Annotated in this window: 16 protein-coding genes; 10 read left to right on the forward strand and 6 right to left on the reverse strand. The window is 68.3% G+C overall.

Going from position 1 to position 13,840, the window contains the following annotated elements:
• Window positions 1-4: 4 nt before the first annotated feature.
• Window positions 5-1,087 (reverse strand): PQQ-dependent sugar dehydrogenase, encoded by a 1,083-nt coding sequence (locus G4G29_RS10545; protein ID WP_183152806.1) that lies wholly within the window; start codon window positions 1,085-1,087, stop codon window positions 5-7.
• 141 nt (window positions 1,088-1,228) lie between these two features.
• Between G4G29_RS10545 and G4G29_RS10550 the strand changes: the two genes are divergently transcribed.
• Window positions 1,229-1,648 (forward strand): GIY-YIG nuclease family protein, encoded by a 420-nt coding sequence (locus G4G29_RS10550; RefSeq protein ID WP_183152807.1) that lies wholly within the window; start codon window positions 1,229-1,231, stop codon window positions 1,646-1,648.
• 67 nt (window positions 1,649-1,715) lie between these two features.
• Here the strand turns inward: G4G29_RS10550 and G4G29_RS10555 are convergent, their stop codons facing one another.
• Window positions 1,716-2,102, reverse strand: coding sequence for an SPW repeat protein (locus tag G4G29_RS10555; RefSeq protein WP_183150101.1), 387 nt, complete (start codon window positions 2,100-2,102; stop codon window positions 1,716-1,718).
• Window positions 2,103-2,284: 182 nt separating this feature from the next.
• Between G4G29_RS10555 and G4G29_RS10560 the strand changes: the two genes are divergently transcribed.
• The 7 genes from G4G29_RS10560 (at window position 2,285) to G4G29_RS21905 (ending at window position 8,158) form a co-directional block, all read left to right on the forward strand.
• Window positions 2,285-3,346, forward strand: a complete 1,062-nt coding sequence (locus tag G4G29_RS10560; protein ID WP_183150102.1) for an ABC transporter substrate-binding protein — start codon at window positions 2,285-2,287, stop codon at window positions 3,344-3,346.
• Window positions 3,343-4,107, forward strand: coding sequence for an ABC transporter ATP-binding protein (locus G4G29_RS10565; protein WP_183150103.1), 765 nt, complete (start codon window positions 3,343-3,345; stop codon window positions 4,105-4,107). Before G4G29_RS10560 ends, G4G29_RS10565 begins: the two co-directional genes overlap by 4 nt.
• A complete protein-coding gene (locus tag G4G29_RS10570; RefSeq protein WP_183150104.1) occupies window positions 4,104-4,919 on the forward strand; it encodes an ABC transporter permease in 816 nt (271 codons plus the stop codon). The genes G4G29_RS10565 and G4G29_RS10570 overlap by 4 nt, the downstream gene beginning before the upstream one ends.
• A gap of 10 nt (window positions 4,920-4,929) precedes the next feature.
• On the forward strand, window positions 4,930-5,904 hold the full coding sequence (locus G4G29_RS10575; RefSeq protein WP_183150105.1) for an Ldh family oxidoreductase: 975 nt from the start codon (window positions 4,930-4,932) through the stop codon (window positions 5,902-5,904).
• Window positions 5,901-6,824, forward strand: coding sequence for an acyl-CoA thioesterase/BAAT N-terminal domain-containing protein (locus G4G29_RS10580; protein ID WP_202045223.1), 924 nt, complete (start codon window positions 5,901-5,903; stop codon window positions 6,822-6,824). Before G4G29_RS10575 ends, G4G29_RS10580 begins: the two co-directional genes overlap by 4 nt.
• A gap of 154 nt (window positions 6,825-6,978) precedes the next feature.
• Window positions 6,979-7,281: an acyl-CoA thioester hydrolase/BAAT C-terminal domain-containing protein gene (locus G4G29_RS20625; RefSeq protein WP_202045225.1), complete on the forward strand. Its 303-nt coding sequence runs from the start codon at window positions 6,979-6,981 to the stop codon at window positions 7,279-7,281.
• 367 nt (window positions 7,282-7,648) lie between these two features.
• On the forward strand, window positions 7,649-8,158 hold the full coding sequence (locus tag G4G29_RS21905) for a DUF1684 domain-containing protein (RefSeq protein ID WP_220173395.1): 510 nt from the start codon (window positions 7,649-7,651) through the stop codon (window positions 8,156-8,158).
• Window positions 8,159-8,177: 19 nt separating this feature from the next.
• Here G4G29_RS21905 and G4G29_RS10590 read toward each other — a convergent pair whose 3' ends face one another.
• The 3 genes from G4G29_RS10590 to zapE form a co-directional block, all read right to left on the reverse strand.
• Window positions 8,178-8,762: a type II toxin-antitoxin system PemK/MazF family toxin gene (locus G4G29_RS10590; RefSeq protein ID WP_183150106.1), complete on the reverse strand. Its 585-nt coding sequence runs from the start codon at window positions 8,760-8,762 to the stop codon at window positions 8,178-8,180.
• A gap of 20 nt (window positions 8,763-8,782) precedes the next feature.
• Window positions 8,783-10,021, reverse strand: coding sequence for an ammonium transporter (locus G4G29_RS10595; protein ID WP_183150107.1), 1,239 nt, complete (start codon window positions 10,019-10,021; stop codon window positions 8,783-8,785).
• A 133-nt stretch (window positions 10,022-10,154) separates the two neighbouring features.
• A complete protein-coding gene (zapE, locus tag G4G29_RS10600; RefSeq protein WP_183150108.1) occupies window positions 10,155-11,192 on the reverse strand; it encodes a cell division protein ZapE in 1,038 nt (345 codons plus the stop codon).
• A gap of 145 nt (window positions 11,193-11,337) precedes the next feature.
• On the opposite strand from zapE, the gene G4G29_RS10605 reads away from it, so the two are divergent.
• Together G4G29_RS10605 and G4G29_RS10610 are read left to right on the forward strand one after the other, a co-directional pair.
• The gene (locus G4G29_RS10605; RefSeq protein ID WP_183150109.1) at window positions 11,338-12,231 is read left to right on the forward strand and encodes a sulfurtransferase; all 894 of its coding nucleotides are present in this window, start codon (window positions 11,338-11,340) and stop codon (window positions 12,229-12,231) included.
• Window positions 12,232-12,250: 19 nt separating this feature from the next.
• Window positions 12,251-12,682 (forward strand): SufE family protein, encoded by a 432-nt coding sequence (locus tag G4G29_RS10610; RefSeq protein ID WP_183150110.1) that lies wholly within the window; start codon window positions 12,251-12,253, stop codon window positions 12,680-12,682.
• Here the strand turns inward: G4G29_RS10610 and G4G29_RS10615 are convergent.
• Complete coding sequence (locus G4G29_RS10615; protein ID WP_183150111.1) at window positions 12,645-13,820, reverse strand: alpha/beta fold hydrolase; 1,176 nt, start codon at window positions 13,818-13,820, stop codon at window positions 12,645-12,647. The two genes, G4G29_RS10610 and G4G29_RS10615, sit on opposite strands and share 38 nt — an antisense overlap.
• Between the last annotated feature and the right edge of the window lie 20 nt (window positions 13,821-13,840).

The following is a 13,840-nucleotide window of genomic DNA, read 5'->3' on the forward strand; positions in this document are numbered from 1 at the left end:
GGAGTCAGCCGAGGGTCAGGCGGAGCACCCGGTCGTCCCCTGGTCGCGGGTCACCGCGCCCATCCGTGTTGTTCGTGAGCATCCACACGACTCCGTCGGGGGCCACCACCACGTCACGCAGCCGCCCGTACACGCCCGTCACATGCTCGTGGGAAGCAGCCAGATCGTCCAACGGAGTCTCACGAATCCTCTCGCCCCGCAGGTTCGCGATGAAGAGGCGCCCGTCCGTGATCGCGATGCCGCTCGGGCTGGCGTCGGACGGCGACCACTGCTGGACAGGATCGATGAAGCCCGGCCGATCGGCGATGCCCTCCACGTCGGGCCACCCGTAGTCGCTGCCTGCCTCGATCACGTTCAGCTCGTCCCAGGTGTCCTGACCGAACTCGCTCGCGTACATCGTCCCGTCGTCGTCCCATGCGAGTCCCTGCGGGTTGCGGTGCCCGTAGCTGTAGACGGGCGATCCCTCGAAAGGATTGTCGGCGGGGATCGATCCCGTCGGCGCGATGCGGAGGATCTTCCCCGCGAGCGACTCCAGATCCTGCGCACTCCGACGGTCTCCGGCATCCCCCGTCGTCACGTAGAGCATTCTGTCGGGACCGAATGCGATCCGTCCGCCGTTGTGGTTCGTCCCTGCGGGGATGCCGGACAGGATCGTCTCGGACTTGCCGAGTTCGAGCGCCCCGGCGGCTCCGCTCACGACGAAACGCTGGACACGGTTGCCGGCCGCCGTCGTGGAGTAGGCGTACAGCCTGTCGTCGCGCACGGCGATCCCCAACAGCCCTCCTTCTCCACGCGTCTCCACGCCGGCGATCTCCCCGACCTCGCGAATCGTGCCGTCTGCGGTGAGTTCCACGATCCGCGCGCTGTCGCGTTCGCTGATCAATGCGGTGCCGTCGTGGAAGGCGATGGACCATGGCGCCGCCAGGCCGTCCGCGATCGTGACCTCCTGCAGCGAACGCGACTCACCGGCGGTCGTCGACGGAGCGGGCGACGGCAGCGGCACGGGGTCGGGAAGAGCGCACGCGGCGAGGAGGCCGGCGACGGCAGACACCGTGAGGAACGCGGCCCATCCGCGGCGACCCGTCATCGTCATCCTGGCTCCGTCCCTGGCGCTGACGTGGTCCACGCCCGCTTCGACCCTAGGCTCGCGGCACGCTGCGCGGAAGGTGTCTCGACGCAGCATTCTTCCGTCGGTGTCCGAGGTCGGTCGTAGGGTGCGACCGTGGCCATGCAACGCACCCTTCCCGGTCCGTGTCCGCTGTGCGCGAGCACGACGGGCACGCATATCGACGACGCGTGGTACTGCGCCCTGTGCGGGTGGCGCTACGGCGACGCGCCCGACCCCGAACTCCCTCTCCCGCGCGTCGACGTGGTCTACTACATCCGTTTCGACCGTCGGGTGAAGATCGGCACGAGCCGCCGTCCGCGTCAGCGACTCTCGAGCATCCGCCACGACGAAGTGCTGGCCTTCGAGCAGGGCGGGCGGGCGCTCGAGCAGCAGCGGCATCGGGAGTTCGCGGCGCTCCGGGAGGGCGGCGAATGGTTCACGTACTCGAGTGAGGTCCGCACGCACGTCGCCGAGTTGCGCCGAGCGGGCGATCCCTGGCAGCTGTACGCCCGATGGTTCAGCTCCGCGTTGCGCGGCTGACCACGTATGACGATGCCGGGTGACGGCTCGGAGAAGTCCCGTCACCCGGCATCGCGTCTCGCGGAGATCAGGCGGTGGCTGCGCGCCCCCGCGTCGTCGCCGGCTGCGGCTGCGAGAACAGCACGACGACGATCACGGCAGCGCCGACGACGACGTGCGGCAACCACACGTTCAGCGCCTCGTCAGCGAAGCCGAACAACCACGGGGACAGCGCCAGGAAGAGGCTCGCGACGATGTCGAACACGAGGTGCACGGGCATCGGGATGAACCCGAACGGGCCCCACTCGTACTTCGTGAAGAGGCTGTAGACGATCAACCCGACGCCGAGCACGATCGGGATGACGACGGCGGCACCGCCGACGTTGGCGAAGCCGAAGAGCCAGGGTGCGGCGATCAGCGCGATGCCGACGATGTAGTCGAGGACTCCGTGGACCTTGGTGGGGATGAAGCGCATGATTCCTCCTTGTGTGGCGTCGCTCAGCGCGACTCACCACTGGTTCGGCGCACGCGCCGGATCGGATTGCCCCCCCCCGGTTTCCGAATATGACGGCGGCGCGATCTCGGAGGTCCGCGGAATCGATAGATTCGAGAGCAGGTGCTGCCCGTGCACCTCACCCGAACCCCTGGAGCAACAAAATGACCTCTCGTCGCCGCGCCCTCGTGGGCGCCGCTCTCGTCCTCACCAGCGCGCTCCTGGTCACCGCCTGCAGCTCGTCCGGTTCGGGCGACGCGGCGACCGAGAAGGCGGAGGACGCTCCCAAGATCACCTTCCTCTACTCCCCCTACGCCGACTACGCCCCCTTCTTCCTCGCAGAGGAGAAGGGGTACTTCGAGGACGCAGGGCTCGACGTCGAGCTCGTGGCCAAGGGCGGCAGCTCCGGCGAGACCTACCAGCAGGTGAGCACCGGCAACATCACCGCGGGTGGTGCGACCTGGGGGGCAGGCCTCTTCAACGCCACGAAGTCGGGAGCCTCGATCTCCGTGATCGCCAGCGTCTCGCGTATCCCGGAGTCGGGGGCGAACCCCTCACCGCTGATCGCGTCGGACGCCTCGGACGTGAAGGATGCCGCAGACCTCGAGGGCAAGAAGATCGGCATCCCCGGCGACGGTGGATTCGGCATCTACTCCGTCGCGCTCGCGCTCGAGTCCGCCGGCCTGAGCGTCGACGATGTGGAGCTCGTCAACCTGAGCCCCGGCGACATCCCCGCCGCTCTCGCGAACGGCTCCGTGGACGCGAGCTGGTCGATCGAGCCGATCTCCTCCGCCGTCATCGCGCAGGGCATCGCCCACGAAGTGCTCCCCATCGACTACCAGGCGGGCGTGGAGCTGGGGGCCATGGTGTTCAACACCGAGTACGTCGAGAAGCACCCGGCTGCCGTCACCGCCTTCACCGCCGCCTACCTCCAGGCCGTCAAGGAACTCGAAGACGGAGGCTGGAGCGATCCCGCGACGCAGGAGATCATCGCCGAGTACACCGACCTGCCGGTCGAGACGCTGACATCCATCGCGCTCACGACGCAGGACCCGAGCGGCGCCATCGACTGGACCGATGTCGCCCGGCAGGAGCAGTTCTTCCGCGACCGCGATGCTCTCGAGTTCGACGGGGACTCCGGGATCAAGGACATCTACCGCGATGACATCCTGAAGGACGCGATCGCGCTGCAGGAGAGCGGCGACCTGGCCTCCTCGAAGAAATGAGCGGCCTCCGCGTCCAGGGCCTCTGGAAGGCCTATGCGAACGCCGACCGCAAGGACGACCTCCTCGTCGCCCTGCAGGACATCGACCTGGAGATCGCCGACAACGAGTTCGTCTGCGTGCTCGGGCCGTCGGGATGCGGCAAGAGCACCCTGCTGCGTCTCGCGGCGGGGCTCGAGAAGCCGAGCCTCGGCACGATCGAGACCTCCAGCCGGCCATCGGTGGTGTTCCAGGAGCACGGAGTGTTTCCCTGGCTGACCGTCGCGCAGAACATCGGCTATCCGTTGAAGCTCCGTGGCCTCTCCCGGGCGCAGCGGAAGGACCGGGTGGACCAGCTGCTCGACCTCGTGGGGCTGTCCGACTTCGGCGGGTTCTACCCCGCGCAGATCTCCGGCGGCATGCGACAGCGCACCTCTGTAGCGCGCGCCCTCGCCGACGACGGCGACCTGCTCCTGATGGACGAGCCGTTCGGTGCCCTCGACGAGCAGACCCGCGTCACGCTGCAGCAGGAGCTGCTGCAGATCTGGGAGCGCACGTCGAAATCGGTCATGTTCATCACCCACAGCGTCGACGAAGCTCTCATGCTCGCCGACCGTGTCGTCGTCATGTCGCATCGACCAGGACGCATCATCGACGACATCCTCGTCCCGTTCGGTCGGCCGCGTGACATCGCGGGCCTGCGTCGCGATCCCCGATACGGCGAGATCACGGCTCGACTGTGGTCGCTGCTCGAGAACGCGACGGAACAGGAGCTGGCGTCATGACGACGATCGCCGACCCGCAGATCGAAGCACAGCTCAAGGAAGCCGTGCGCGCCGAGCGGGGATCCGTGTGGGTGCGTCGGCTCGGCCCCTACACCCCTGTGCTCATCCTGGTCGTGTGGGAGATCGCGAGCCGCACCGGGATCCTCGATGCGCGGTTCTTCCCGGCGCCGACCTCGATCATCGAGACGTTCTTCGAGCTCCTGGTCTCCGGCGTCCTGTTGGAGAACATCGGAATCACACTGTCCCGCATCGCGATCGGCTTCGTGCTGGGCGCGATCCCCGGCATCGTCCTCGGGATCCTCCTCGGGTCCGTGCGCACGCTGAGACTTCTGCTCGATCCGATCTTCTCCGCGCTGCTGCCGGTGCCGAAGGTCGCCATCTTCCCGTTGCTGCTGCTGATCTTCGGCCTCGGCGAGACGAGCAAGTACGTCATCGTCGCGATCGGCGTGTTCTTCTACCTGCTCTTCAACACGCTCGGCGGCGTCATGCAGACGCCGCCGCTGCTGAACGACGTGGCCAATGCCAATGGTGCGACGCGACTGCAGCGCTGGATGACCGTGTCGTTCCCGTATGCGCTTCCTTCGATCTTCACCGGCATCAAGCTCGCCACCGGCGGCGCCTTCGTCATCATCGCCGCATCCGAGTTCGTCGGTGCGAACAGCGGTCTCGGCTACATGATCTGGAGCTCGTGGGGCACGTTCGCCGTATCGAAGATGTACGTCGGCATCGTGACGATCTCGGTACTCGGCTACGCCGCCACCGCGCTGTGGGCGCTCCTGGAGCGTCGCGTCGTCCCGTGGGTGAAGTACTGAGCGGGGTGCTATGAACATCGAGGCTGAGAAGGCACTCGCGGCGCTCCGCGACCTGCTCCGGAGCGCCGTCGCGGAGGCCGAGCCGGACGACGTCGCCCTGGCGGCGCTCTGGGTGCTTCAGGCGGAGATGCTCGACCTGCCGGAGTTCGGCATCCGGATGCTGCGGCGCGACCTCGACCGGCTCGCCGACCTCGGCCGTCCCGGTGTGACGCCGAGCGATGACGGTGCGGCGATCGGTTCCGTCGATGCGACCGGAGTGCCCGGCGTGGTCGCCCTGGCCACCGGTGTGCGGCGTGCTCGTCGGAGCGTCGAGGCGCACGGGCTGGCGATCGTCGGGATCCGCGGTGCCGGAGCGCTCGGGATCCTCGGGCTTGCCGCGCGGTCGCTCGCCGCCGACGGAACGGTCGCGCTCCTCGCCGCACAGTCGCCGGCGTCGGTCGCGCCGTGGGGCGCGCACGCGGCCGCGATCGGCACGAATCCCCTCGCTCTGGGGGTCCCGCGTGACGATGCCTCACCTCTCGTGATCGACTATGCGACGTCGGCGCTGACACTCGCCGCAGTCCGGGAGGCACGTGCCTCCGGAGTCCTGCTTCCCGAGGGAGGAGCCGTCGATGCGGACGGCGCATCCACGATCGACCCCGCTGCCGTCGCGGCGCTGCTCCCCGCGGGGCTCGTGGGCTCCTTGACCGGTCTCGTGGTCGAGCTTCTCGCGGGCGTCGCGGTGGGCGGGCGGGTCACCGACCCTGGACTGCCGTCGAGCCGCGGAGCGCTCCTCATCGCGTTCGACCCGGCTCGCGCGGGTGGCACGGATGCCGCGGCTGCCGCATCCGCGCTCGATCGCGATTGGCGCGCAGCAGGCGGTCACCTGCCCGCGCGTTTCGACATCCTGGCGACCGGGGCCGCACACCTGCCGACGTCGGTCGACCTCGACGGCGACGACGTGGCCTGGCTCCGCGACACGGCTTCGGGGACCACACGGGCATGAGCGGTTCCTCCCCCACGTTCGCCCTCACCGTGACTCCGCAGATCGGCCCACTGTGGGAGCGTCGATCGCTCCGGCTCACCGGCGCCGTCCCCGGATCACTGGCCACCGTGCGTGCTGTCACCGCCAGAGATGGCGGCGACTGGGCGGCGCAGGCGACGTTCCTCGCCGACCGTCATGGGGTGGTCGACCTCGCGACCCAGGCTCCGGTGTCCGGCGACTACCGGGTCGCGGACTCGATGGGTCTGTTCTGGTCGCAGCGCCGGGAACCGGGCACGACCGGATCCGCAGAGCCGACCGATGTCGATCGGCCGATCTCGACCGTCTTCACGGCGTGGACAGAGCCTGCAACGGGGCACCTGGACGCTCCGGGCGATGGCGCTCCCGCAGCGGAGGTCACGGTGGGCGTCACGCAGTGGGTCCGCAGCGAAGACGTCGAGCGCACCGGAGTCCGCACGGACGGTCTCGTGGGAACACTGTTCCGCCCTCGTCGCGTCGGCCCGCTCCCCACCGTGATCGTGCTCAACGGCTCCGGAGGAGGGATCAACGAGGCCCGCGCGGCGCAATACGCCTCCAGGGGTGTGCAGGCACTTGCCCTGGGGTACTTCCGCGCCCCGGGTCTTCCCGAGCACATCTCCCGCACGCCGCTGGAGTACTTCGAACGCGCGCTGCGATACGCGGCACGCACCCTGTCCCCGAAAGGCGGGTTGCCGCTCGTGAGCGGTCAGTCCCGCGGCGGTGAGCTGTCGCTCCTGCTGGCCGCCACCTATCCCGAGCTCATCCTCGGGATCGCGCCGTTCGTTCCCGGTGCCTTCGTCTTCGGCGCTCAGGGGCAGCCGATCCCGCCGAGGGGTGGGACGGGCCGACGTGGACGCGAGGTGGTGAACCGCTCGACCACCTCTGGCACGACAACAGCGGCGTGACCTGGCAGCCCTGGAACGATGCGCCCGCGCCCACGCGGCATCGTGACGTATACGTCGACGGCCTCCATGACCGCGAACTCGCCCGGGCTTCGCGCATCCCGATCGAGAGGTTCTCCGGACCCGTCGCGTGCGTGTCGGGGCTGGACGATCGCGCATGGCCGTCGAACATGGCCTCGCGCATCGTGCTCGACACCTTGAGCGTCACGGACACGGCGCCGAGCGTCTGCACCTCGACTACGAGGAGGCCGGGCACGGCATCGCGCTCCCCCACCTCCCCAGCACCGACATCGAGCGGGTGCACCCCGTCTCCGGCGTCCACTACTCCAACGGCGGTACTCCCCGCGGCAACGCCGTCGCGAGCGAGCACTCGTTCGAGCAGATCTGCGCATTCATCCACCGCACCGCCGACGCGGCCGCCGCCGCCGACGCGATCGACATCGACCACGAAGGACGGTAGCCATGCCCGCGAAGGAGCATCTGGAAGGTCAGTGGCGGGAGTGGCGGCACGCCCGCGTCTCGGAGCTCACGCGCCCGTACGGCTGGACGGCTCTGGTCGCCCAGCACTGGCTGCGCGACGGGGAGTCGGGTCTCGTCCTCGACGGTCTCCCCGGCACCTGGGGCGTGGAAGACGGACGTGTCCTGTACACACCGCCATCCGAGGGGCCGAACCTCGTCGTCGACGGCGAGTACCCCACCGCGCCCGTCGAGATCATCCCCGGGCGCAATCAGACCTACGGGCACGGCCGCAGCGTGCCCGTCTACTTCGGCGTGAGCGAAGTGGAGACCATCCCCGTACGACCGACGACGGCGACCGCATCTTCGCCGTGCGTGTGCGCGACCCGCGGGAGTCGGCCCGAAAGGACTTCTCCGGCCTCGCGGCCTACGACTACGACCCTGCCTGGCGCATCCCGGCGCGCTTCACCCCGGCGGTGCGTGAAGACGTGGAGCAGGTCACGGTCGAGACGGGCGTCCGCGAGACCACAGCGCGCATCGGCACCCTCTCCTTCGAGTACGGCGGCCGCGGGTACGAACTCGCGCTGATCGGGAAAGACGCCTCGTACGGCGTGCAGCCCGTCGCGCACATCCGCGACCTGACCAGCGGGAAGACGACGTACGGTGCCGGGCGCGTCGTCGAGCTGCAGTTCGCCGACGAGCACGGTGAGCAGATCGACCACATCGACTTCAACTACCTGACCGCGCTCCCCTGCGCGTTCACCAACTTCGTCACGTGTCCGCTTCCGCCGAGCCAGAATCACCTGGACTTCGAAGTGCAGGCAGGCGAGAAGAAGCCGGCCGTCGACATCGATCGAGTGCTCACGTTCCACAGCGCCTGATCGGACGCCATCCGTGCGCTCACACGGCGGCGGTCCACCCGTACAGCCGGGTGAGCGCGGCGCTCACCCGGTCGTAGCGCGTGCGATCGAGCACGGCGGCCTCACGCCGCAGGCCCCGTTCGTGGACGCTGTACAGCTGCTCGATGTCGACCCAGGACTCGCGTCCCTGCGAGTCCCACGCGCCGCTGCCGATCGAGAGGTAGTCGCGATCGCCGTCGTGCGGCTTGCTCGTCATCCGCACGGCGTACACACGGTCCGCCGACTCCCGGCCGATCACGAGCACAGGGCGATCCTTGCCACGTCCGTCGTTCTCCTCGTACGGCACCCAGGTCCAGACGACTTCGCCCGCATCCGGGGCGCCGTCGCGTTGCGGAGAATACGCGACCCGCAGGTCGCCGATCCGGTGCGGGTCGATGCGGACCGTCTCGGTCCCCCGGGCACGACCCTGGTCCGTCGCGCCTTCCGCAGCCGTCGATCGCTCGCCAGAGGTCCGCAGACGCGCATCCGGGCGCCTCGGAGGTGATGTCCGAGACGCCCGGTTCGATCCCACCGCCTTGAGCAGGATCTCTGCGAGTGCTGTCAGGATGCCGTTGGTCTTGCCCACACGGTCACCCTAACCGCTGATCACGCGTCCGCGAGTGCGTAGCCCTCCTCGCCGTGGACGACCTGGTCCACGCCGGCGATCTCGTCCTCGTTCGTGATGCGGAAGCCGATCGTCTTCTGGATCGCGAAGCCGATGATGAACGCCACCACGAAGGAGTAGATCAGCACGCCCAGCGCCGCGATGACCTGGACCGCGAGCTGACGGGCGTCGCCGCCGACGAACAGGCCGGTGCCCGTGGCGAAGAACCCGAGGTAGAGGGTTCCGATGAGACCGCCGACGAGGTGGATGCCGACCACGTCGAGCGAGTCGTCGAACCCGAGACGGAACTTCAGTTCGACGGCCAGCGCGCAGACGATACCGGCGACGGCACCGAGCAGCAGCGACCACCCGGGGGTGAGGTTGGCGCATGCCGGGGTGATGGCGACGAGACCCGCGACCGCACCGGAGGCGGCGCCGACGGAGGTCGCCTTGCCGTCCTTGATGCGTTCGATCAGGATCCAGCCGAGGATGGCGGCCGCCGTCGCACCGAGGGTGTTCAGGCCGATGAGTCCGACGCCGCCCATGTCCTCGGCGAGCCATTCCGCACCGGCGTTGAAGCCGAACCATCCGAACCACAGCAGCGCGGCGCCGAGCAGCGTGAGCGGGACGTTGTGCGGCTTGAGGATGCCCTTCTGGAAGCCGATGCGCTTGCCGAGGACGAGGGCGAGGGCGAGGGCCGCAGCGCCCGCGTTGATGTGCACCGCCGTTCCACCGGCGTAGTCGATGACGCCGATCCCGCTGTCCTCACCGAAGAGCGTGGTGCCGAGGTTCATGATCCAGCCTCCGCCCCAGACCCAGGCGGCGACCGGGAAGTAGCCGACGGTGGCGAAGATGCCGGCGAAGATCAGCCAGCTGCCGAACTTCGCACGGTCCGCGATCGCGCCGGAGATCAGCGCGACCGTGATGATCGCGAAGGTCGCGCCGTAGGCGACGCCGAGGAGCGCCACGTTGGATCCCTCACCGGAGGCCAGGCTCGAGAGACCGAAGTCCGCGAACGGGTTGCCGGCGAAGGCGGTCGGGCTGTCGACGGCGCTCATCGAGAAGCCGAAGAGAATCCACAGCACGGCGACGAGTCCGATGGAGCCGAAGCTCATCATCATCATGCTGACGACGCTCTTGGCCTTGACGAGACCGCCGTAGAAGAAGGCGACGCCGGGCGTCATGAGCAGGACCAGCGCCGTGGCGGTGATCGCCCACGAGATGTTGCCGGGAGCATCCATAGGAAAACCTCACATCCGAAGTAATTGAAGCTTCAGTGTGACGACGCGCCGTTTCGCGGATGCGTGGGGTTTGTTTCCGCAGGGTTACAGCGGGGCCCCGGGTGTGAACATCGCGTTACGCGGGCCTGCGGGCTTACGCAGAATGTGTCAGGGCGTTGAGACGCGACACCGCGCGAAGGTACTTCTTGCGGTATCCACCCGCCAGCATCTCCTCGGAGAAGACGGAGTCGAGGCCCAGGCCCGTCGCGATGATCGGGATCTGCGCGTCGTACACCCTGTCGACGAAGGCGACCAGACGCAGGGCCTCCGACTGGTCGGTGAGCTGATGCACATCGCGGAGGCCGACCCGATCGAGGCCTTCGATGAGGCGGATGTACCGCGAGGGGTGAACCTGCGCGAGATGACGGATGAGGTCGTCGAACCGGTCGTCTGACACGATGCTCTCGGCGCCGGCCTTCGCCGAGACCTCAGCGTAGGTGTCGTCGTCGAGCACGAGCGCATGACCGTCGAGTGCGCGCTGGCGGAAGTCGACCCCGTCGATGCGGAGCGTCTGGAAGCTGTCCGACATGGCGTGGATCTCCCGGAGGAAGTCCTGGGCGGCGAAGCGGCCCTCGCCGAGCGCGTTCGGCGGGGTGTTCGACGTCGCTGCGAGTCGCGTGCCCGTGGGGACGAGCTCGCCGATGAGTCTGGTCATCACCATCGTGTCGCCCGGATCATCCAACTCGAACTCGTCGATGCAGAGCAGATCCGCGCCCTTGAGCAGATCGACGGTGTTCTTGTAGCCGAGCGCGCCCACCAGGGCCGTGTACTCGATGAACGAGCCGAAGTACTTCCGACGTGCAGGCATCGCATGGTAGATCGAGGCCAGCAGATGCGTCTTGCCGACACCGAAGCCGCCGTCGAGGTATACACCGGGCTTGAGCTCCGGCTCTTTCTTGGCTCGGCGGAAGAAGCCGCCGCGCTTGACGGGGGCACCGCGTCCGGCGAACCGCATCAGCGTCTGCTTCGCCTCTTCCTGGGAGGGATACGCGGGGTCGACCCGGTAGCTGTCGAAGGTCGCGGAGTCGAACTGCGGCGGGGGCACCAGGCTCGCCAGCATCTCAGGTCCGCTGACGGTCGGCTGACGCTCGGTGAGGTGCACGATTCCCGTGCGGCTGGTCGGGTCGGTCATCACGGTCCTGGATCAGGTGCCTGCCTGTGTCGAAGTCTTACGAATCGGGCGCAGGCGGCTCAGCGGGGATCTATCGTCGAAGGGGACGGATCAACACTACGCCGTCCGCACCCGCCCGTTCGCCCGCGCAATGCTTGGAGATCCCATGGCCGTCGAGTTCGATTCCTCCTCCCCGAAGTTCGCCGAGTATGCCGAGCCCGGCCGCCTCGTCACCACCGAGTGGCTCGCGGAACGGCTGGGGACGCCGGGGCTCGTGGTCGTGGAGTCCGACGAGGACGTGCTCCTCTACGAGACCGGACACATCCCCGGCGCGGTCAAGGTCGACTGGCACACCGAGCTCAACGACCCGGTGGTGCGCGACTACGTCGATGGGGAGGGCTTCGCCGCGCTGCTCAGCCGCAAGGGCATCGCCCGCGACGACACGGTGGTGATCTACGGCGACAAGAACAACTGGTGGGCGGCGTACGCGCTGTGGGTGTTCTCGCTCTTCGGTCACGAGGATGTCCGCCTCCTCGACGGCGGCCGCGACCGATGGATCGCCGAGGGTCGTGAGCTGACCCGCGAGCCCGCGAACCGTCCCGCGACGGAGTACCCCATCGTCGAGCGCGACGACTCCGTGATCCGCGCATACAAGGAGGACGTGCTCGCGCACATCGGCAGCCCCTTGATCGACGTCCGTTCCCCCGAGGAGTACAGCGGTGAGCGCACGACAGCGCCTGCCTACCCCGAGGAGGGCACACTTCGCGCCGGACACATCCCCACGGCGCAGAGCGTGCCGTGGGCGAAGGCCGTCGCCGAGGACGGCGGATTCCGCAGCCGTGCCGAACTCGACGCGATCTACCGCGACGGCGCCGGACTCCGCGACGGCGATGACGTCGTCGCGTACTGCCGTATCGGTGAGCGCTCGAGCCACACGTGGTTCGTTCTCAAGCACCTCCTCGGCTTCGGGAACGTGCGCAACTACGACGGCTCGTGGACCGAGTGGGGCAGCGCCGTCCGTGTTCCGATCGTCACGGGGACCGAGCCGGGATCCCTCTGATCGTGGGAGAATGTCAGGGATGAGCGCGAGCGAAGTTCCTGAGGCACTGGCCGAGATCCGCGACGGCTTCCTGGAGACTCCGGAGTCCGATCGGCTCCTGCTGCTGCTCGAGTACTCCGACGAGCTCCCCGACGTGTCGGAGGAGGTCGCCGCCCACCCCGAGATGTACGAGCGGGTCGCGGAGTGCCAGTCCCCCGTCTACATCCACGTCGAGGTGCACGACGACATCGTCACGATGCACGCCACGGCTCCCCCGGAGGCTCCGACCACGCGTGGTTTCGCGAGCATCCTGGTGCAGGGTCTCACCGGACTCACCGCCGACGAGGTACTGGCGATCCCGAACGACTACCCTCAGTCGATCGGGCTCACCAAGGCGGTCTCGCTGCTGCGGATCGGCGGGATGACGGGCATGCTCATGCGTGCGAAGAACCAGGTCGTCCAGAAGCGCTGAGCCCCTGCGCGTCGAGCCACTCGGTGATCGCCGTGCTCCAGCCGATCTCGTCGTAGTTCCAGAGCTTGGTGTGCCGTGCCACGGTGAACCTCGGCATGGTGACCAGATCCGGACGCGCCTCCTGCAGCGCATGCGAGGAGTCCGCAGGCACGAATCCATCGTCGTCGCTGTGGAGGATCAGGATCGGAGCAGAGAGCTCGTCCGCGCGCGCGACCATGTCGAGGCGATCGAAGCGTATCGGCTCGTCGGCGCCGCTGAGACGCGCTGTCAACGGTGATTGCAGAGCACCCATGGCGAGTGTCGGAAGAGGTGCGCGCACTCCGGCCATTCGTGCCTGGAACCGCAGCACCGTGCGCCAGTCGACGACCGGCGACTCCAGGATGATCCCCGCGATACGGTCGCGATGCCCCGAGGTCACGGCCGCCTGCAGAGAGACAGCGCCGCCCATCGACCAGCCCATCAGGATCACCCGCTCGGCACCGTGGCGGAGGGCATAGGCGATCGCGGAGTCCACGTCCCGCCACTCCGAGGCGCCGAGAGCGTATGCTCCGGCCCTGGTGCGGGGGGCCTCACCGTCGTTGCGGTAGGAGACGACGAGTGTGGGCAGTCCCGCGGCGTGCAGGACGGGGACGGCACGCAGGCACTCTGCGCGCGTGGCGCCTCGACCGTGAACCTGGATCACCCAGGTGGACGATGATCCGGGGAAGAACCAGGCGGGGCAGGGTCCGGCGGGGGAACCGATGAGAAGGTTCTCCCAGGGCAGATGGAGTTCGCTCGGCGATGAGTAGTAGTAGCCGCTGAAAGCGGCGGCGCGGTCCACGCGGGCGCCCGGCTTGATCTGCGTCAGGAGTTTGCGGCGGACGCTCGCGCCGTCGGCGCTCAGGACCGCGCCGACCTTGACGTACCCGTATGTGCCTGTCGTGAAGAGCCCGTACCGACCCGGCAGCTCGGTGTCGAGGGTGCGCTGCAGTTCGATCGTCTGCGCGCCCGTGTCGACCGCGAGGATCTGGGTGTCCATGGCACGCCTGATGGGTGTGACCACCCGACGGGCGACGGCGAACACGAGAAAGGCCGCTGCGGCGCCGATCGCGAGCACGGCGGGGACAAGGAGCGTAACGGCGTGCCTGAGACTCTTCATCGCTTCCTGACTCTAGCCTG

It is taken from the genome of Microbacterium sp. Se63.02b (assembly GCF_014171575.1).
Taxonomy (GTDB): Bacteria; Actinomycetota; Actinomycetes; order Actinomycetales; family Microbacteriaceae; genus Microbacterium.

Coding starts and splice junctions, on each gene's coding strand:
- G4G29_RS10550 (WP_183152807.1), top strand. CDS start 1,229: ATGCAACGCACCCTTCCCGGTCCGTGTCCGCTGTGCGCGAGCACGACG.
- G4G29_RS10545 (WP_183152806.1), bottom strand. CDS start 1,087: ATGACGGGTCGCCGCGGATGGGCCGCGTTCCTCACGGTGTCTGCCGTC.
- G4G29_RS10580 (WP_202045223.1), top strand. CDS start 5,901: ATGAGCGGTTCCTCCCCCACGTTCGCCCTCACCGTGACTCCGCAGATC.
- G4G29_RS10570 (WP_183150104.1), top strand. CDS start 4,104: ATGACGACGATCGCCGACCCGCAGATCGAAGCACAGCTCAAGGAAGCC.
- G4G29_RS10575 (WP_183150105.1), top strand. CDS start 4,930: ATGAACATCGAGGCTGAGAAGGCACTCGCGGCGCTCCGCGACCTGCTC.
- G4G29_RS10610 (WP_183150110.1), top strand. CDS start 12,251: ATGAGCGCGAGCGAAGTTCCTGAGGCACTGGCCGAGATCCGCGACGGC.
- G4G29_RS10605 (WP_183150109.1), top strand. CDS start 11,338: ATGGCCGTCGAGTTCGATTCCTCCTCCCCGAAGTTCGCCGAGTATGCC.
- G4G29_RS20625 (WP_202045225.1), top strand. CDS start 6,979: ATGGCCGTCGAACATGGCCTCGCGCATCGTGCTCGACACCTTGAGCGT.
- G4G29_RS10560 (WP_183150102.1), top strand. CDS start 2,285: ATGACCTCTCGTCGCCGCGCCCTCGTGGGCGCCGCTCTCGTCCTCACC.
- G4G29_RS10555 (WP_183150101.1), bottom strand. CDS start 2,102: ATGCGCTTCATCCCCACCAAGGTCCACGGAGTCCTCGACTACATCGTC.
- G4G29_RS10595 (WP_183150107.1), bottom strand. CDS start 10,021: ATGGATGCTCCCGGCAACATCTCGTGGGCGATCACCGCCACGGCGCTG.
- G4G29_RS10565 (WP_183150103.1), top strand. CDS start 3,343: ATGAGCGGCCTCCGCGTCCAGGGCCTCTGGAAGGCCTATGCGAACGCC.
- zapE (WP_183150108.1), bottom strand. CDS start 11,192: ATGACCGACCCGACCAGCCGCACGGGAATCGTGCACCTCACCGAGCGT.
- G4G29_RS10615 (WP_183150111.1), bottom strand. CDS start 13,820: ATGAAGAGTCTCAGGCACGCCGTTACGCTCCTTGTCCCCGCCGTGCTC.